Here is a 17,400-nt window from a genome sequence, read left to right as displayed (position 1 = left end):
GTTACCTGTTGTACTAATTGATATTTTTCTGCAATTTGCGCAAAATACAACCATCCTATAGGGCGATATGCTGTTTGCCTGTCATGATGCCGCTATCGCCAGCATTCACAGGGAGGTGTCGTAATGACAGGCACAGTAATCCGTACTCACAAAGCGTTTAAAACGCTACAACAGGCCGGGATTGCCGATCAGCAGGCGGAGGCGATGGTTAAGGTGTTTACCCATATGCAACAGAGTCAGCCTGGCGAACAGATCAGCAGACAACTCGATAAGATTCGGGCCAAAGTCGATCAGACCGATAACCGGTTCGACAGGCTAACGGTAAAAGTTGATCAGACTGATAACCGGGTCGGCCAGCTTACGACTAAAGTCGGTCAGATAGATACTCACCTCGGCAAACTGACAGCTAAGGTCGACCGGATGGATAGTCACCTTGGCAAACTCACAGCAAAAGTTGACCGGATGGATAATCACCTTGGCAAACTCACAGCAAAAGTCGGCCAGATGGATAATCACCTCGGCCAGCTCACAGCTAAAGTTGACCGGATGGATAATCACCTTGGCAAACTCACAGCAAAAGTTGACCGGATGGATAATCACCTTGGCCAGCTTACGACCAAAGTACTGCATATGGACGAGCGGCTGGGCCATGTTGAAAGAAAAACCGATAAGCTGGCCATCCGGTTTAATCATCTGGAAATCCGAATGGACAAGCTGGAAGTGCTACTCAGTGATATGAATGTCCGCTTAACGTCGGCGGTGGACAACCTGAGAAATGACGTGGTCGGCCTCAGCACCGATATGCGCTGGATCAAGCGGTTATCTGTTCTGATGACCACCACCCTGCTGGCGGCGGTCCTGAAAGATATCCTGCTGTGATCGGCCTGCGACCGATCAGGCCCGATTGCGCAACGTCTCCAGCTTTTCGCGCTGCTGACCCTCTGCCGTGAAGTTATCATCCGCCAGCCAGCACTGCAGACCGGTTTTCACCTGCGGCCATTCACTGTCGATAATGGAGAACCAGCTGGTGTCACGCGAGCGCCCTTTATAGACAATGGTCTGACGAAAATCGCCTTCATAGCGAAAACCGAGGCGTGTTGCCGCTTTGCGGGAGGGGGCATTGCAGCTGTCACATTTCCACTCATATCGACGGTAGCCCAGCGTTTCAAATGCGTAACGCATCAGCAGAAAATGGGCCTCCGTTGCCATCCGGGTCTGCTTCAGCCTGGGTGAGAAGGCGACATGGCCGACCTCCATCACCCCATGTTCAGGCTGAATGCGCATTAATGACAGCGTGCCTGTCGCCTGCTCCGTTGCCAGATCGATGACGGCGAAATGCAGCGGATCGCGGCTGGTTTCGAGCTGACCGGCATAATCCAGCCACGCCTGTCGATCGTTGAACGGCCCCATAAACATATACGTCCAGTCACGGCCATCTTCTGCCAGGGACCAGCACGCGAACAGTGCGTCGCTATGCCGTGCCAGACTGAACGGCTCCAGCCTGCACGTCTCGCCGGTGAAAACCTGATGCTCCGGTACAGGACGGGGTTGCCAGTCGGGTAAAGGCGCTCCGACCGGTTGTCCATATTGATTGATCTGCTGTGACATATCGCCTCCCGGCTGTGGATGATGTCAGCAGGTTGCCACTATCCTGGCAGGTTAAAAAGTACCACAATCAGGAGAAATGATAGATCCACGCGAGCAGACCATGATGTCAGAGATCACCGCCCTGCTGATGGCCCCCTTAATGACCACTGCCGGAATGACGCTGCAGCAGCAGCTTTATCAGCGAATAAAAGAGGCTATTTTGCAGGGGCAGCTTGCTGCCGGATCGCGGTTGCCTGCCACCCGGCAGCTGGCCCTGGATCTGGGGGTGTCGCGCAATACCGTGCTCAACGTCTGGGCTCAGTTGCAGGCAGAGGGCTATCTCACCAGCGACAGACAGGGCAGCCGCGTCACTCCACTGGCTCTGCCTGTCAGGCAGGCGGAGGAGACGATGCCCGACAGCTGGCCCCTGGCAAACCGGATTGACGCCTTTCAACACAGCCCGTGGATCGACACTGGCGCGCTGCCGCTGCGTCCCGGCATCCCGGCCCTTAACCACTTTCCGATGGCGGCCTGGCGAGGGGCGATGAGTCAGGTCATGAGCCAGACGTCCCCGCAGCGGCTCGGTTATGGCGATCCGCTCGGTGAGCCCGAACTGCGGGCCGTGCTGGCGCAGCAGCTGCGCATCACACGCGGTGTGCGCTGTGATGCCGCACAGATTGTCATTACCGAAGGAACGCAGCAGGCGCTGATGCTGTGTGTCGCCCTGCTGACCAATCCGGGCGACTATGGCTGGCTCGAAGAGCCGGGCTATCGCGGCGCCAGAGCGGCGTTCCGGACGGGTGAACTGAACGTGGTGCCAATCCCGACCGATCATCAGGGAATGGCTCCCCGGTCAGCAGACTGGGCAGTGACGCCACCGCGTCTTATCTACACCACGCCCACGCATCAGTATCCTACCGGCGCAGTCATGAGCGCCGCCCGGCGTCTGGCGCTGATTGCGGCTGCGCGCCAGCAGCAGGCCTGGATTATTGAAGATGATTACGATGGCGACTTCCATTATCACGGCGAACCCATCACGGCGATGCAGGGCATGAGCGTGAATGCGCCGGTTATCTATCTTGGATCCTTCAGTAAAACACTGTTTCCTGCGCTGCGAATTGGTTTCATGGTGCTGCCCGCGTCACTGGTCAGCCGTCTGCGTCCGGCACTCGATCAGCTGCTGCGGGGCGGTAATCGTCTGGAGCAGCTGGCGCTGACACGCTTTATTCTCAATGGGGATTATCGCCGTCATCTCGGCAAAATGCGTCGTCTCTACCGGCAACGTCAGACCTGGCTGCGCAGCGAACTGCAGCGCGCGGCGGGTCGGGCCGTGCCGTTGCTGGGCGGTGAAAGCGGTATGCATCTGGTGCTGCCGCTCGATTCGCAGCGGGATGACAGGGCCATCGCCCGAAGATTGCATCAGGCGGGTTTTGCGCCTGCGGCGCTCTCTGCCTTCTGTCTGACTGAACCGGCGCAGTCCGGGCTGGTGATGGGCTATGGCAACAGCAGCGACACGCAAATCACAGCGGCCACGCGCCTGCTGAGCCGGTTACTGGACTGGCCGGATTAACCCCCACGGCGTGAATTGAGAGGGATCACACAGCCCGGCTGACGCCGCCGCATAACCGAAGCCGGGGGTGCCAGGCGTTTCCGCAAAAAAAGCCGGTCATCACGACCGGCTTTTTCACTCAGCCACGGAAGAAGATATCACCTGATTTACCCATGACGATCTTGCCGGTGTCATTGGTAATCAGAATGTAGTTGGCGTTGATATAGGCCCAGTGGGTATTTTCCTGTGGCGCAGGCAGGTTACGCTTCTGCCACTCGCCGATAGTGTAGGTTTTGCCGGTGTACTTCTCTGGCACGGTATCACCGATTTTATACTCTTTGTAATCGATGATGATGGTGCTCAGTTCGTAATTCGGACGCGCGCCGTTGGACGGAGCGGGTGTGGTTGGCGTGATGCCATCATTGGATTGTGAGCTGGCCGGTGCCTGGCCCTGCGGCGCAGGGGTATCCGGCTGAGCAGTACCCGCAGCCGGTGCAGCAGGCTGTGTGCCAGGATTCGCGGGCTGAACCTGTGGCGGTGGCGGAACGTTATCCGTTGCTTCGCCAGCGGCCTGAACAGCGGGGATCAGGCTCAGCGAGCCAACCAGTAATCCCATTGATAAAAGTACACGTTGAGTCCTGCGCATAATGATTTCCACGTTAAATTTTGACAGTCAGGCTAAAGACAATTTTTATCGCACTTCAGTTCCGGCGCGCTGACGCGCTTTGCAGGGAAAACAGCGCGATTCATTTCACTGCACACAGGCCAGCTGACCGATTACTGTAAAACCACTTTATCCTGAGTTGCCAGATCGACCAACAGCGCAATGCCTAAATAGTTGCTCCAGTTAAAGCCGTTCTGCAGCACCACAATCGCATTACCGTTTCGTTTATCGTAGCCGATAAAACTGGCGTAACCGCCGATGTAGCCTACCTGATAGGTGATCTGCTGCCCGTCGACCCTGTCCGTCACCCAGGCAATGTTCTGCGCCTGTGAACCCTGCTGATACCACGCCCGCCCGACCGCGGCAAAGGCACGATCCCGCGCCCTGTCCCCGGTCGCACGCAGATGCGCGCGCAGATAGGCGCTGAGATCGCGTGCATTACTGTAGAGACTGGCCGCGGCCACCATATTGCCGTGAAAATGCCAGTCGGGCGTCAGTGCGCCGCGACGGATGAATTTCGGCTGATCGCCGGCATGCCCCAGCGCGCGCAGCGGATAACCCGGCAGCGTTTCCGGCATAAAACTGCTCTGATTCATCTTCAGCGGCGCGAAGATCAGTGCTGACGCCTGCGTCTGGATGTCCTGATGAAAACGGGTGCGCAGGATATAACCGAGCAGCGCATAGCCGAGGTTAGAGTAGTGCGGTACGCGTACGGACGGCGCGGTGAAATCTGCCAGATAACTCAGCAGTGTGTCGCTGTCGAGATTGCCATAGAAGTTCTCGCCCGTGCCCAGATAACCGATGAACTGCGCCAGCATCGGCAGATCCATATCCTGACGCGGCAGGCCGGAAGTATGCGTCACCAGTTGCAGCAAGGTGATGCGCCGCGCGTCCGCGCTGAGCGTGACTTTTTCAGGCAACAGATCGGCCAGGGTATCGCTCCAGCGCAGCCGGCCCTGCTCCACCAGCTGGATAATCACCTCTGCCGTTACGCCTTTACTCAGTGATCCCAGCGCAAACAGGGTATCCGGCGTGATCGGATGGCGATGCACGCGGTCGGTGACGCCAAAGGGATAAAAGCGCGTCGGACCATTATGATGGATGACCGCAATGCTGATGCCAGGAACCTGCTTCTGCTGCATGTAGTGCTGCACGATATCTTCGACATTTTCGTCAAAGGTGGCATGCGTAAGATAAACACGATCGCTTACCGGCGCGGAGGTCTGCGACAGGGTGCCGCAGCCTGCCAGCAGGAAGAGGATAACAGGCATGAAAAGCCTGATCGCTCTGCTGGCCCGCTGGCGGGGAGAGGCAGCCCCCGCGAGTAACCCGGCATCCGCCTGGCAGAGAGTAAATCCATTATTCATTTTTTAATCATTAACTTAACGCTTTAAAGCATGTCACGGGCGGGCGGTAGCGCAAAAATGTATCACAAAGTGCAGTGGGCTATCGCCTGCTTAACGACCGGAAACAGGGGCTAAACGCGGTTTAACCGCCAGAGACACCACAACGGGGTTAGCTGTCTTGTGGCCCGCAAGGGTGTACACTGCTGCGGTTTTAAGGCTTAACGCCACGCTGAAATCTGATACGCCCGGGAGGCAACCGCATGAAAGAAGGCCCACTGTCCGAAAAAGAGCTGCAATGGCTGGAAGATATGCTGGAAAAATATGGCAGCGAAGCGTCAATTATGGATGTCTCCGAGCTGGATGGCCTGCTGACTGCCGTCCTCTCTGGCCCCGTGACCATCGAACCCAGCCAGTGGCTGGTCGCGCTCTGGGGTGGCGAGAAACATATTCCTAAATGGAGCAATGAGCGTGAAATGACCCGCTTTATGTCGCTCTGCTTCCAGCATATGAATGACGTGGCTGACCGCTTGTCGGAATTCCCGGAGCAGTTCGAACCGCTGTTTGGCATCCGCGAGATGGAGGGGCTGGAGTTTACTGTGGTTGAAGAGTGGTGCTTTGGCTACATGCGCGGTGTCTCGCTGAGCGACTGGTCTGGTCTGCCGCCAGAGCTGCAGCCTGCGCTGGACGCCATCGCCCTGCACGGCACGGAAGAGAACCTGGAGAAGATCGACGCCCTGACACCGGAAGAGATGGAAGCCAGCATCGAGGCGATCCGTCCGGCGGCCCTGGCGCTGCACGACCACTGGATCTCTCAGCCTGAAGCCATTCCTGTTCCGCAGAAGCCCGTGTCGGCAGAGAAAATGCCGGGCCGCAACGATCCCTGCCCGTGCGGCAGCGGTAAAAAATATAAGCAGTGCTGCCTGCACTGATTAAACGTTCTGAGCTGCCGGGCGGATGAGTGCCTGGCAGTTACGTTTTATACGAGTGCGTTAATTATTCAGCACGTTAGTCAGTTCAGTTTCCCGGGTCAGGGGATTGAAACAGAGACAGAACAGAGCCCCATCCAGCTGATCATATCTCCTTCTCACCCGGACTGCGTTTTTACTTCGCGTATCCCGGTTTTTCGAGATAAGCACGCAGCGATGCGGTCTCTGCCGCCCCCTTAAATACGATGCTATTTGAACGGAAATAACCGTCTCCCGGATGGGCTTCAAAATAGTAGAGCGCCGTGATACACGGGGCGTTTTCAATATCCGTATCTGTCAGTGTGTGGTATTTAAAAAAATCGCGTTGCGTGTAAACGGTCACGTTATTTGAGCCCGACGCGACAAACCCGATAAATAAACCACTACAGATCAGCACGGTGGCAGCCATAGCGGCAGATCACTTAATCAGGTTCTTCATTGCTTCTTCCCCATAAATGAGAGTGATGTCCCATCATTGGTAACGACTTTAATATCCCGCGATAAAGAAAGCCTTCTCTGTTGCGCTGGGGCTGGGTGGGCAAGCGCCTGACGCACCCATCGTTAATCCGATACCGGCGGCGAGCGAAATGCTCACCGCGAAGATGGTTCTGTTCAGTGAGGAAAGCGGCGCTGTGCCGGTAAGCCGACCCCGGATAAGACCCGGCCGCGCGGTAGAGAGACGCTGAAGATTCAGTCTCTCTTATGGCTGCAATCCGGGCGTTTAGCGAGGCTCCCTGTTCAGCCACGGACGGTAATAGATATGTTCAGCCTGAAAGTCGACCGCGCCCTTGTTCCCGGTCAGGCGCAGAGCAAGGGTGAAAGCAAAATCGAAGGCGACACCCAGACCCCGGCCGCTGAGCAGATTGCCATCTTCCACCACATCCTCCATCAGATACTCGCCATCTTTCACCGCCAGCCCCAGCTCACCCGAGCAGGTATAGCGACGGCCTTTCAGCAGGTTATTTCCCCCCAGCACCCGGGCGGCGGCAGAGCAGATGGGCGCAATCAGCATCCCGGCTTCATCATGTCGCTGGATTAAGGCGGTGACCGCCGGGCTGGCGGCAAGATTCTCAGACCCCTCCGGCCCGCCAGGCAGGATCAGCGCATCAAAGAGATGTGCGTCCTGCAGTTCTTCGATTTGCTTATCGGCTTTAACGACGACACCGTGGTAACTGACAATCTCGCGCTGAGGCTGGCAGGCAACGGTGGTGACTTCGATCCCCAGTCGACTGAGAATATCGAGAGTAATAAACGCTTCTGCTTCTTCAAATCCTGTGGCCAGCAGTAGTGCTGCATTTTCAGACATGTCGCCTCCGATACGTTTTCATCAAAATAAAACACTGTTTCATTTTTACAGCATTCTGCCAGAAGTTTCACGTTGTCGATGGATCGGTTCAGGCGAGGATGTTTATGAAGGATGTGCCCTTTCTGCGTTGGTGCTGAGCCAGTCCGCAGGGCCAGGCTGTCTGATTTCCGGGTTCATAAGGGCCTGGATGATGTCCGGGCTGTCCGGCGTGAGCTTAGACAATGCGTTACAGAGGCACATCCCGCCAGAGACGCTGGCGCGGGTCTGTGCCTGTGATGCGGTGGGCTCTTTCGTGGCGATCCCCTGACGGACTGGCCCTGCGTTACGGCATGAGCTGATCTTTTCTGCGCTGGCGATCGTTATTGTCACTCCCGCCATCAGCCTGCTGAAAGTTCGGGGCAATGGTGCATGGCTAATCGCCGACTGAAACCTCTGCTGGCGGCGTTGACAGGATCGCGCAGCGCTTATCCAGTAACGACTCAACGGAGGCCCGATTGCCCTTATCCAGACCGCGTCGGGTAGCCAGCAGAATAAACCCTTTTTCGCCTGAGAACGTCGCCGGGATGAGCGCTACGCCCCATTCCGCCAGCTGCGGCGGCGACAGCCGGAGATGACGTGCCACAGAGCTGACAGGATAGATCCCCATCGCCGTCGGCTGTATAACGCGACGGGCATAGTAAGTATGTTTCAGCAGGCGATCAGGCAAGGGTTGCCACTCATCCTGAATATAAGGACGCTCGGCCTGAAGCTGCCGATAAACATCCTTCCGCAGGCAGGTCAGATGAATATGCAGCTGATTCTGGCTGCGGCCATAAGCGGAATTCAGCGCCATGCCAAGTCGATCCTCCGGCACCGTGGCCCCATAGGCAGCCATCAGCGGATAACGCATAAGCCAGGCGTAACCGAAATAGTCGGGACGCCCGGGGCGCGATAGCGTGATGCTCTCAATGCCGGAGATCGCTATGGTGGGGACCAGAAGAAAATGCAGCCTGTAACGAGGATTCTGGATGACGCTGAAGCCCTGGTTACTGTCCTGTGACTGATAGACCTGCTGGCAGGGAGCAGGATCGCGCCGGTAGTGATGGTTAGTCATGCAGAGGTCATGCGTGACCGTCCACAGCGCGTCAGAGCGGGCGCATCCCACCAGCAGCAGCGCGATGAAAAGCGGCAGCGAGCGGCATCGCCATAACCATTTCCCGTTAAGTGGATTGCATCCGATCAGGCGACTCAATGCAGGTACAACCTCATCAGCAAGAATTCATCTTGGGGGAGCACTTATTGTAATGGCAAATCAGCCTTGAGAAAGAGGTGCACTAACCTTTTGCTTTAAAAGGTTGAGGAATTCGGCAGGCGTCGTTTCCCATAATTCTGTAGAAAATTCCGAGCCATAGCGGCTTCTGAAGTCCTCCTCCAGGTTGTCACACTCCCTCATAAATTGCTCAATATCACCCATCAAGCCATGTCGTGAAGCAGCAGTGGAGTCTGCAATCCATGCGTTGATTTGGGCATCTACACTTTCACCACTACCGAACAGGTCATAGTCTTGTCCGAAATAGATGGCAATAAGGCTATCAAGTCCGGCTATGTTAATGTTTTTCATAGTTATACTATCGGATAAGCAGTCAGGATGAAAAAGGGCTTACCGTTCCAATACTCGAATTTGAGTATTATACGGACCTTATAGCAGGCTTTCACTTCCATTATTCCTCTGGAAACTGAAATACCTGTCTGGCGGGCAAAGCTACCATCTAACACTGTTTTAGCTTTGAGACCTTCGGGAACATTCTTCACCCACAGTGTGATGCTATTCTTATTGTCTCTTAAAATCTTAGAGATAAGTATTTCAGCATCCCGGGTACTTTTAAAGCTGCTCGATGACTTCAATCTTGGGGATTTTTCAAGCCGTTCAAATAACTCTTCCGCAGTTTTGCCTGCGTGTCTTTCAATAGCATGTCCAGCCGCATTAGTACCAGGAAGAGATTCATGTTCAGCAAGCTTGATGCGACCACTGCGTATCGCAATAACACGCTGGGTGCCTGTAGCAAAAGAAAATGCCAGTGGAACTGCCAGATCGACTGTGAATCCCACTTTCATTGCCGTATTTTTATCAGCCCCCAGCGCCTGTGCCAGTGAGACAGCAGAATTGCAGGTATCGGTCTCAGTACCTTTGCCTGTCCAGATCTGCCGCAGAGATGCCTGCACAGTATCCAGTCCATGCGTGCCAACGACAACACATCCCGCTTTAGTCAGCATCGTGGGTTCAGGTACTACGCACATGGCACCGGGCACCAAATAGCTCAACGATACCACCCGCAAGGCCTAAACCGCCATACAAGCGATTACTCAGAGTTTCGCCTTCGCTAACGCTTTTATCTGATAGTAAAGCCGCAAGCTGCACCGGGGAAAGAATAACTCTCACTCCGTCTTCATTATCCATAGCTCAAATCCTCCTTGAGGTATCAATAGTCCTGCGCAATATTGTAGCTATAATCATCAGCCACTTTAAAGAAGACTGGCCCTAAAGTGTGATTTAAAATCAAAGCAGTATTATGTCGTAGATTTGCGTGCCACAGGTTGTCGCATTTGAGTGTATTACTATTGTTGACGATTTCATCAGGGAGGTCAGTCGATGTAAGCTGCTTTTGCAATTTCCTCCTCTAAGATTTGCATATTATTTTCGATAATACTGTTCAAACAGCCTTTTATTTTTTAAAAGGCAATTTAAGCATCAGTTTCTTCTATTCAAAATTTGAAAGCGAAGTAAAGCTATTAAATGATACGAAGGACTAATGAACTGATGGAGGTAGTGGCTTCCTGATAGTTAATCGCTCCCGATGCAATATCGGGAGCGGTTTCACATTCAGGCTACTTTCTGTTTAGAGGTAATGACCTTAATAAACTCCTGCACCTGCTTTTGTTTCCGCGCCGACAGTTTGCACACCTGGCGCAGCGACTGCATCAGTTCGCTCTCCTGCCGGGCGGTGAGCACAATACAGCCTTCCATTACCTTTACATCTACTACTGTGCCCGTGGCAAAACCGGCAGCTTCCAGCCATTGTCCTTTCATGGTAATTGCAGGGATCCGGCTGTAATCCGGATAGCGACTCGCGTAGCCAACAGTCAATTGACGGTTATTTGCCGGAGAGACTTCTGGTTCAGACGGTTGTGCAATAGAATGAGCGTCAGTCATGATTACTATTCCCTATAAATAGTGATTGTGATTAGCGGCGCGGGTGTGTTGCAGCACATCCGTGCCGCGCTAAATACCTGTACATATCATCAGGAAAGAGATGGGAAGTCCAGCTTAAAACAGTGGAAAATAAACTATTTATAAAATCATTTGAATATAAAAATTAAGATTTAGCTGGCAGGGAATAATAAGAAGCGCACCAGCAAGGTGCGCAATGAAATAAGAATCAGGATTTTTTGCGTGAGGTATTTTTACCTGTACTGGCGGCGCGTTCGGCTTTGATCTTTTCCAGTAGCACGGCGGCGCTGTTTTCTCCGCTGATTAACTCAAGGTTTCCTGCACGCCATTGGGCTGTGAGTTCACCCCGGAAGACTTTTGCCAGGATGGACTGCGTCAGGTTGATGACGCGGGCAAGTGCGCTTAGTGATTTGTATGGACTTTGAGTGATTGTTGCGGAAGCTGGACACAAAAAAGTCTTCAACCATATGTTCTAAATTGAAATAAAATAGTAAAAAACTCAGAATACACTCTTTTGTACCCCCTGTTTTTTTCAATTCTCCGGGGGTCGACAGTCACTTAGCTTGAAGAATAATCAACTAGCAGATTTCCGACCGATGAGTCAGGCTCCGAAAGACGGAACCTAACCGTACTGGTCCTTTCTGGATGAGATAGCAACTTGCATGAACTACCTGAAAAGCCACCGTCCTGCTTTCGCTGATTCGACAAGCATATGAATCGTCAGGGGTTTCGGCTTAACGTCGGGAAGCTTTTGGGATTTAGGCCTTAAGAAGTTAGGTAGAAACCCTTTTTCATAAGGCCAGTATGCAAGAAAATCAAATTCGCTGCTATCGACGTTAAATCGCTCGAAATAGTCATTCATTATTTCGTCACCCGTTTCTCTGGCCCAGGGATATTTACCTGTCGATAGGCTGGTCTCAAGCGTTAGCTCAGGCTTATCTTTTGAAAAAAGAGGCTTAGAATTATAATTTCTGTCATACCATTCCAGCACAGCGCTTTCGATTGTGTTTTTTACCATAACTTGTCACCTTCTTTTGCAATCAGGTTGTAAGTGTGGGTCGTTTTCCATGCAATCTGAGCCACGTCATCCATGATAAATCCTATACCCAATATGGGTATCCAACGCCCAGCGAAAGCCCCCAGGTTATTAACGTAGCTGAATCTCAATCCTTTAATGCTTTCGGTAGTGAGTGTTGGCCAGCGGTGTACTCTAATCTTTAACCAGACACGAAGATTGGCACTCAAAATTGAAGTTCCCTTAGTTGTTCCGGCTGGTTTTGCGCGCGTGGTCTGGGTTGGTTGACCTAAAATTATTAGTGCTAAAGTGGCTACATCTTCCACACCAAGCTGTTTCTGCGCCTCATCCAGAAACACGAAGAAAAAAAACGCCAGCGGAAAGATTGAACATTCCTTTGTAAAAATACGTCCCTTTCAGCTCTTCAACAGTATCCATTGCGCATCTCCTTTATGACTGTCTCAGTACCTTATCTGCCGAATTTGTGACCTGCCCCCAGTATTAGATACAACCATCAGTTAGTAATGTCGGTTTGTTTACCCTCACATTTTACATTCCGCCACCGTGCTGCAAACTCTGATGGCGTCTGATAATTGAGTGCTGAATGCGGACGACACTCGTTATAATCCTGCCGCCAGTCATTAATGACTTTCCTGGCGTGAACGATATCGCTGAACCAGTGCTCATTCAGACATTCATCGCGAAATCGTCCGTTAAAGCTCTCAATAAATCCGTTCTGCGTTGGCTTGCCCGGATGGATTAAGCGCAACTCAACACCATGCTCAAAAGCCCATTGATCCAGTGCGCGGCAGGTGAACTCCGGCCCCTGGTCAGTTCTTATCGTCGCCGGATAGCCTCGAAACAGCGCAATGCTGTCCAGAATGTGTGTCACCTGCACGCCTGAAATCCCAAAAGCAGCAGTGACCGTCAGGCATTCCTTCGTGAAGTCGTCCACACAGGTCAGGCACTTGATCCTGCGACCGGTGGCGAGCGCGTCCATGACAAAATCCATCGACCAGGTCAGGTTGGGCGCCGCCGGGCGGAGCAGCGGCAGACGTTCTGTTGCCAGCCCTTTACGACGCCGCCTGCGTTTTACGCCCAGCCCTTTCAGATGATAAAGGCGGTACACGCGCTTGTGATTAACATGAAGGCCTTCGCGGCGCAGTAACTGCCAGATGCGGCGGTAGCCAAAACGCCTGCGCTCCAGTGCCAGCTCAGTGATGCGCTCTGATAAATGCGCATCAGCCGCCGGGCGCTGAGCCTCATAGCGGCAGGTCGACAGGGACAAACCTGTAAGCCTGCAGGCACGACGTTGTGACAGACCGGTCGCATCACACATAAACTCAACGGCTTCCCGCTTCTGGTCTGTCGTCAGTACTTTCGCCCCAGAGCCACCTGGAGTGCCTCCTTATCCAGCATGGCTTCGGCAGGCAATTTCTTGAGTCTGGCGTTCTCTTCTTCAGGCGACTTCAGGCGCTTAACCTCGGGCACCTCCATGCCACCATACTTCTTACGCCAGGTATAAAAGGTGGCGTCGGAAATGGCGTGCTTGCGGCAGAGTTCACGGGCAGAAACCCCGGCCTCTGCCTCACGGAGAATACTGATGATCTGTTCGTCGGAAAAACGCTTCTTCATGGGGACGTCCTCACGTGACTTATGAAGACATTACTAACATTACGGTGTATTAATCAACGGGGAGCAGGTCAAGCCGTCTCGTTGAATATTCAAAAAATAAGATTTTTCCCATTTTGGCCTAAAAGAATATGAATAATAAAAAATGTAAGAGGATCTTAAGCTGATCCTCTTGGGTAGAATAATTTTCAATGCTTTGAGAAAAATTAACAGCATCATCAGCCGTTAAAAAAGCGGTTTTACTGATATCTCTTAGCTAAAATTTTATTCCTCACTTAAAAATAAACAATTAATACTACATAAGAAGAACTAATCAACTAAGCGTTTTTAAAAGAAGCTGTGCTCGATGCTCGTCACTTACAGTATCCCAAGCGGCACGCAATTTTTCATGTGATTCTTTGCTGATATCAACAGGTATAGCTAGACCATCTTCCAACTCAGGTCCTTTAGTTTCATATTTATGTTCTTCAATAGCCTTGAGGAATGCACCGCTTACAATTGACTTATCAAGAGAGCCTAATTTTTCTCGCAATGCTTTGGCTGTACTAGCTGAAATCCATAGTCTTACTGTATCAAAACCTATTGGCTCACTCTGCGCTCTGAAGTAGTATAGATTTTCATCAGAGGGTAACGGAACATCAAAATAGGGCTGGATTTTTACTCCTGCGCTCGTAGTAACAGAATATCTTTTTTTTCGATCTTTTTTATCGTATATCCACAAACTCTTGCTGGCCTTCCTAGCTCCTTTGGCTGGAGTCATATTCCATTCAGCAATATAATCTTCTGCGTTAGGAATTTCCATTTTTTCTTCAAAATACAAAAACTCTTCTAGATTATCCTCCCAAATCAACCATCCAATACGCATATCTGGTTCAACATCAGGACATAGGTCTTTTACTTTTTGAGTTCTGCTTTTGATAAGCTCAGCATACTGATTAAAAACATCAACCATAACTTCATTTGCTGGCAATGAATCATTATTTATCCTAATCGACCGAGTTGCTGCAGGATGCATTAAAGTTGTTCCGCAAACAGACTTTAGTGACTTGCTTTTGCTTCCTGTAACTCTAAGTGATTTAAGCTCTAAGCCTAAACCACCATGATTTACATCAATATTTAAGTTGCTCCATTTTCCGTCCGGGATTCCCTTTGCTAAGCAATAAACGCTGCTCCAATCACCTTCTTCAAGTTTGCGTCCCATCATTGATGCTACTTGAGTTGAAAGAAGTTTTTTTGCTAAGGAAAACTCATCTTCAGAAAATGCCTTCAAATACATATAATTAACCCTCTAACTTCTTAACGTAACTTAGAACTTCTGACCTGAATGTAGCAAAATCTAACATTTTCCAATTTTTAGGAATCGCATGTGAAAGATACTCACTATATAAAGTTCGATAATCTATGTCGGTTTTCCTTTTAACATGCAGGTAAGGTAGCATTGGAATATGGTCATTCCTTTCAGAAAGAAAATCAGTTACAGAAAGAGTTTCTTTATGTATACCTTTTGATATAGGTGTAAACATCTTTGGTACTTTTCGACAGTGGAGCATCAGGTCAGAACCAGCTGTATTATCGCTCACAAATTGTTTAAACGTTCCATGTTGTTTATCAAATATATCAACACGTTCTATTTTGAACCCAGCATCTAATATTGAATTCCTAATTCTATCCCAAATATCTTTTGATGAGTTCATGAAGACTAAAATCATCCAGTGATCATCACGTAAAACACGATAACACTCTGATAAACTTTCCGTTATAAGCTTTTGATATGTATCAGCATTTTTGTTTTGCGATTTATTAACGATAGCTTCATTTTCAATTTGCGTAAACTCTCCCAACCAAGACTCCCAAATGATATTCATCTCGCTATAGTTAATATTCGCGCCAAAAGGAGGGTCTGTAAAAATAAGATCTACACTATTATCGGGAAGTATGTTCAATTCGGTTGCAGAACCAGTATTCACTACACATCTTCCAGAATAGCTTTTTACAGTAGACTCTAAATGGTCAATTACAGACCTAGCCTTTCTTTCAAAAGTAGTGAAAACGTTCGCCTCATTAAATATATATGGGACGTTAAAATTTGCAGTATTGCCACTCCCCCCCCAAAATCTATATTCTGATAATTTTGTGACCCTTTTATAAAGTGAGGTAAAAATAAAACCAAGGAATGCCGACAAATTATCATCGTCAACTTTATTAATTTCTTCCCATATTTTACTCATGGCTAATAAGTTTCTGTTAGTATAAAAATCTTTAACGTTTGTAAGCCCCCTTCTTTTCGGCTGCGACAAATTGACACCATCAGGAAGATCATAGTCAGGGATGAACTGGCATTCATCTAAATTTTTATTTATGCTTTTGATCAAATTTAAATCATTTTCAGTCAGTTCAACCTCAGAGATTTTTTTAGAACAACATTTGTAGCCTAGAATAACAGGAACTGCTGAGGTCCTTTCAAGCTTTGATTTCTTTACAGTTTCCTTACATTTTGGGCACGGGAACTCTTTAAGAAACTTATGTTCCTTGACATTGTTACCATAGCTTCTGCTTTCATCCCATAAAATAAACTCATGAGAACAGCAATAACATTTAACTTTATATGACCAAATTGTATACAGTATTTCAGTATCTTTTTGGCAGCATCTGCACTTAGTTGTATATAGACTATTTCTTAATGCCTTAAGATTAGATAAAACTTTCTTTACGGCAGCATCCAATATAGCAGCCTCACATCTTGATGTGAAACGATCGGATATAAAGCTTGCAGCGGGCGATATCTCATTGAGTATAACGTCATTACCTGTAGCTAATGCAGCAACCCCCGTCATCCCACTTCCTGAGAACGGGTCAAAAACAAGTCCTCCGGATGGTAAATACTTATTTATTACTTGCGCAATTCCCTGAGGAGGTACTTTTGTATGGTAAGTATGGGCATCATATGTATATGTGTTTTTCCCTGCCGAAACTCCATTGGCAACAGCTTCAGTTACAGTTTTTGCTTTATCACTATGATCACTCAAAATTTCTGAAAGAAGCTCAGATCCTCCACTCCATAGTGTATTTTTTTTTAATCTTTTAATTAACGGTGGATGCAAAGCAGCAGAAAACGTTATTTCTTCTTCATATTTCTCATATGAAGAGCTGTTCCTTATACCTTTAGATGCAAACGTCCCTTTCGAGTCGTTCATATTGATATTACCGCCGTTATTTTTGATACTTTCTAATACTGACTCTAATTGTAGAGAAAAATCCAGGCTTGGGTGAATATCTCCTCTCGAAACTCTCATCAAGAAAAAATATGATGTCCCAAGATAATTAGCTAACTTTTTTTGGTCCATGCCAGTAATTAATATTATCTCTTCGATTATTTTTTTTGCCATGTTTTCTCTCATTAATAATCCTCTTTATTAATTAAAAATTAACATAATCGCAGGGTACGATTATAACATTTAATCCCCCAGGAATATACAACCAAAAAAAATTAATTAACTTAACATTGTTCTACATAATTGATGACTAAAAAATATAAATGTAAATAAACTAAAAAATAAAAAAACCTCTATATATGGAAATTAATTCACAACCCACCCCACCGGGAATTAATTAAAAAAATAAAAGACTTATTATGTTTAAACACATCATTATATACGAAGGTACTAATTTTCAATAATTATTTTCAAGCAATAACTCATCATACGAATAAAGAAATAACAACTAAAAATAAAAATAAAAATAAAAATAAAAATAAAAATAAGAATAAGAATTGTTGGGGTCGACGCTATTAGTTATTAGCTTATAGGCTTCATCCCGCAGCCCCTTGCATTTGCCAGTGATACTTCAAGATATTCTCCTAGCGCCAGCATCTTCTCCTTACCACCAACTCGATAATGCCGCCGCCAGTATTTGGAGCCGTTAGGGTGAACCAGCAAAACCATGCCTTCACCGTCAGTCAGTTTATAGACATTTTCTGCAGGCTTAGCCGAACGGACCTTTACATCACTCAGAGCCATGATGAGTATGCTTTCAAGGGTTCTGTGTGGGTACAAACATTATCGAACCGCGATATACCCGCATCAGTTAGTTGATGTAGATTGAATCAGGTTGACTTAGGTTGAGAGAGAA

15 protein-coding genes and 4 pseudogenes are annotated in these 17,400 nt (G+C 49.2%); 3 read left to right on the top strand and 16 right to left on the bottom strand.

Features of this window, described 5'->3' with window-relative positions:
- Positions 1-123 precede the first annotated feature (123 nt).
- The gene (locus AB1748_RS04385; protein ID WP_367396053.1) at positions 124-879 is read left to right on the top strand and encodes a hypothetical protein; all 756 of its coding nucleotides are present in this window, start codon (positions 124-126) and stop codon (positions 877-879) included.
- A gap of 15 nt (positions 880-894) precedes the next feature.
- On the opposite strand, the gene AB1748_RS04380 is transcribed toward AB1748_RS04385, so the two are convergent.
- Complete coding sequence (locus AB1748_RS04380; RefSeq protein WP_367396052.1) at positions 895-1,608, bottom strand: GNAT family N-acetyltransferase; 714 nt, start codon at positions 1,606-1,608, stop codon at positions 895-897.
- A 103-nt stretch (positions 1,609-1,711) separates the two neighbouring features.
- Between AB1748_RS04380 and AB1748_RS04375 the strand changes: the two genes are divergently transcribed.
- The gene (locus AB1748_RS04375; protein WP_366509753.1) at positions 1,712-3,157 is read left to right on the top strand and encodes a PLP-dependent aminotransferase family protein; all 1,446 of its coding nucleotides are present in this window, start codon (positions 1,712-1,714) and stop codon (positions 3,155-3,157) included.
- 118 nt (positions 3,158-3,275) lie between these two features.
- Here AB1748_RS04375 and AB1748_RS04370 read toward each other — a convergent pair whose 3' ends face one another.
- Together AB1748_RS04370 and AB1748_RS04365 are read right to left on the bottom strand one after the other, a co-directional pair.
- The gene (locus tag AB1748_RS04370) at positions 3,276-3,782 is read right to left on the bottom strand and encodes an RcnB family protein (protein WP_293774640.1); all 507 of its coding nucleotides are present in this window, start codon (positions 3,780-3,782) and stop codon (positions 3,276-3,278) included.
- 131 nt (positions 3,783-3,913) lie between these two features.
- Complete coding sequence (locus AB1748_RS04365) at positions 3,914-5,071, bottom strand: serine hydrolase (RefSeq protein WP_233498958.1); 1,158 nt, start codon at positions 5,069-5,071, stop codon at positions 3,914-3,916.
- A 335-nt stretch (positions 5,072-5,406) separates the two neighbouring features.
- On the opposite strand from AB1748_RS04365, the gene AB1748_RS04360 reads away from it, so the two are divergent.
- On the top strand, positions 5,407-6,075 hold the full coding sequence (locus AB1748_RS04360; protein ID WP_367396051.1) for a YecA family protein: 669 nt from the start codon (positions 5,407-5,409) through the stop codon (positions 6,073-6,075).
- Positions 6,076-6,247: 172 nt separating this feature from the next.
- Here the strand turns inward: AB1748_RS04360 and AB1748_RS04355 are convergent, their stop codons facing one another.
- The 13 genes and pseudogenes from AB1748_RS04355 to AB1748_RS04295 form a co-directional block, all read right to left on the bottom strand.
- Positions 6,248-6,520 (bottom strand): hypothetical protein, encoded by a 273-nt coding sequence (locus AB1748_RS04355; RefSeq protein ID WP_367396050.1) that lies wholly within the window; start codon positions 6,518-6,520, stop codon positions 6,248-6,250.
- A 312-nt stretch (positions 6,521-6,832) separates the two neighbouring features.
- On the bottom strand, positions 6,833-7,417 hold the full coding sequence (locus AB1748_RS04350; RefSeq protein WP_293774635.1) for a DJ-1/PfpI family protein: 585 nt from the start codon (positions 7,415-7,417) through the stop codon (positions 6,833-6,835).
- Positions 7,418-7,829: 412 nt separating this feature from the next.
- Entirely contained in the window at positions 7,830-8,648 is an 819-nt protein-coding gene (locus AB1748_RS04345; RefSeq protein ID WP_367396049.1) for a CDP-diacylglycerol diphosphatase, read from the bottom strand.
- Between the two features lie 60 nt (positions 8,649-8,708).
- Complete coding sequence (locus AB1748_RS04340) at positions 8,709-9,017, bottom strand: contact-dependent growth inhibition system immunity protein (protein WP_367396048.1); 309 nt, start codon at positions 9,015-9,017, stop codon at positions 8,709-8,711.
- Positions 9,018-9,019: 2 nt separating this feature from the next.
- A pseudogene (locus tag AB1748_RS04335) lies at positions 9,020-9,854 on the bottom strand (RNase A-like domain-containing protein).
- 423 nt (positions 9,855-10,277) lie between these two features.
- Positions 10,278-10,607: an endoribonuclease SymE gene (gene symE / locus AB1748_RS04330; RefSeq protein ID WP_367396047.1), complete on the bottom strand. Its 330-nt coding sequence runs from the start codon at positions 10,605-10,607 to the stop codon at positions 10,278-10,280.
- A 226-nt stretch (positions 10,608-10,833) separates the two neighbouring features.
- A pseudogene (locus AB1748_RS04325) lies at positions 10,834-11,028 on the bottom strand (restriction endonuclease subunit S); the annotation flags it as partial.
- A gap of 264 nt (positions 11,029-11,292) precedes the next feature.
- On the bottom strand, positions 11,293-11,643 hold the full coding sequence (locus AB1748_RS04320) for a DUF1493 family protein (RefSeq protein WP_293774625.1): 351 nt from the start codon (positions 11,641-11,643) through the stop codon (positions 11,293-11,295).
- A pseudogene (locus tag AB1748_RS04315) lies at positions 11,637-12,078 on the bottom strand (STM2901 family protein). The gene AB1748_RS04320 and the pseudogene AB1748_RS04315 overlap by 7 nt, the downstream one beginning before the upstream one ends.
- A 76-nt stretch (positions 12,079-12,154) precedes the next feature.
- Positions 12,155-13,275 (bottom strand): IS3 family transposase gene (locus AB1748_RS04310; protein ID WP_367396046.1). Its coding sequence is split into 2 segments (ribosomal slippage): positions 12,155-13,017 and positions 13,017-13,275, totalling 1,122 coding nucleotides; the frame shifts between segments, so codons are not numbered across the junction.
- 310 nt (positions 13,276-13,585) lie between these two features.
- Complete coding sequence (locus tag AB1748_RS04305) at positions 13,586-14,548, bottom strand: hypothetical protein (RefSeq protein ID WP_367396045.1); 963 nt, start codon at positions 14,546-14,548, stop codon at positions 13,586-13,588.
- A 4-nt stretch (positions 14,549-14,552) separates the two neighbouring features.
- Positions 14,553-16,670 (bottom strand): DNA methyltransferase, encoded by a 2,118-nt coding sequence (locus tag AB1748_RS04300; protein WP_367396044.1) that lies wholly within the window; start codon positions 16,668-16,670, stop codon positions 14,553-14,555.
- Positions 16,671-17,043: 373 nt separating this feature from the next.
- A pseudogene (locus AB1748_RS04295) lies at positions 17,044-17,288 on the bottom strand (Arm DNA-binding domain-containing protein); the annotation flags it as partial.
- Positions 17,289-17,400 lie beyond the last annotated feature (112 nt).

Origin of the sequence: Pantoea sp. Ep11b, from assembly GCF_040783975.1 — a bacterium.
Taxonomy (GTDB): domain Bacteria; phylum Pseudomonadota; class Gammaproteobacteria; order Enterobacterales; family Enterobacteriaceae; genus Pantoea.
Note: the sequence above shows the minus strand (reverse complement) of the source record. Positions and strands in the feature narration are given on the sequence as shown.

Bases quoted from the DNA above. Each gene is read 5' to 3' on its own strand.
- AB1748_RS04385 (WP_367396053.1), top strand. From the start codon at position 124: ATGACAGGCACAGTAATCCGTACTCACAAAGCGTTTAAAACGCTACAA.
- AB1748_RS04380 (WP_367396052.1), bottom strand. From the start codon at position 1,608: ATGTCACAGCAGATCAATCAATATGGACAACCGGTCGGAGCGCCTTTA.
- AB1748_RS04375 (WP_366509753.1), top strand. From the start codon at position 1,712: ATGTCAGAGATCACCGCCCTGCTGATGGCCCCCTTAATGACCACTGCC.
- AB1748_RS04370 (WP_293774640.1), bottom strand. From the start codon at position 3,782: ATGCGCAGGACTCAACGTGTACTTTTATCAATGGGATTACTGGTTGGC.
- AB1748_RS04365 (WP_233498958.1), bottom strand. From the start codon at position 5,071: ATGCCTGTTATCCTCTTCCTGCTGGCAGGCTGCGGCACCCTGTCGCAG.
- AB1748_RS04360 (WP_367396051.1), top strand. From the start codon at position 5,407: ATGAAAGAAGGCCCACTGTCCGAAAAAGAGCTGCAATGGCTGGAAGAT.
- AB1748_RS04355 (WP_367396050.1), bottom strand. From the start codon at position 6,520: ATGGCTGCCACCGTGCTGATCTGTAGTGGTTTATTTATCGGGTTTGTC.
- AB1748_RS04350 (WP_293774635.1), bottom strand. From the start codon at position 7,417: ATGTCTGAAAATGCAGCACTACTGCTGGCCACAGGATTTGAAGAAGCA.
- AB1748_RS04340 (WP_367396048.1), bottom strand. From the start codon at position 9,017: ATGAAAAACATTAACATAGCCGGACTTGATAGCCTTATTGCCATCTAT.
- symE (WP_367396047.1), bottom strand. From the start codon at position 10,607: ATGACTGACGCTCATTCTATTGCACAACCGTCTGAACCAGAAGTCTCT.
- AB1748_RS04320 (WP_293774625.1), bottom strand. From the start codon at position 11,643: ATGGTAAAAAACACAATCGAAAGCGCTGTGCTGGAATGGTATGACAGA.
- AB1748_RS04305 (WP_367396045.1), bottom strand. From the start codon at position 14,548: ATGTATTTGAAGGCATTTTCTGAAGATGAGTTTTCCTTAGCAAAAAAA.
- AB1748_RS04300 (WP_367396044.1), bottom strand. From the start codon at position 16,670: ATGAGAGAAAACATGGCAAAAAAAATAATCGAAGAGATAATATTAATT.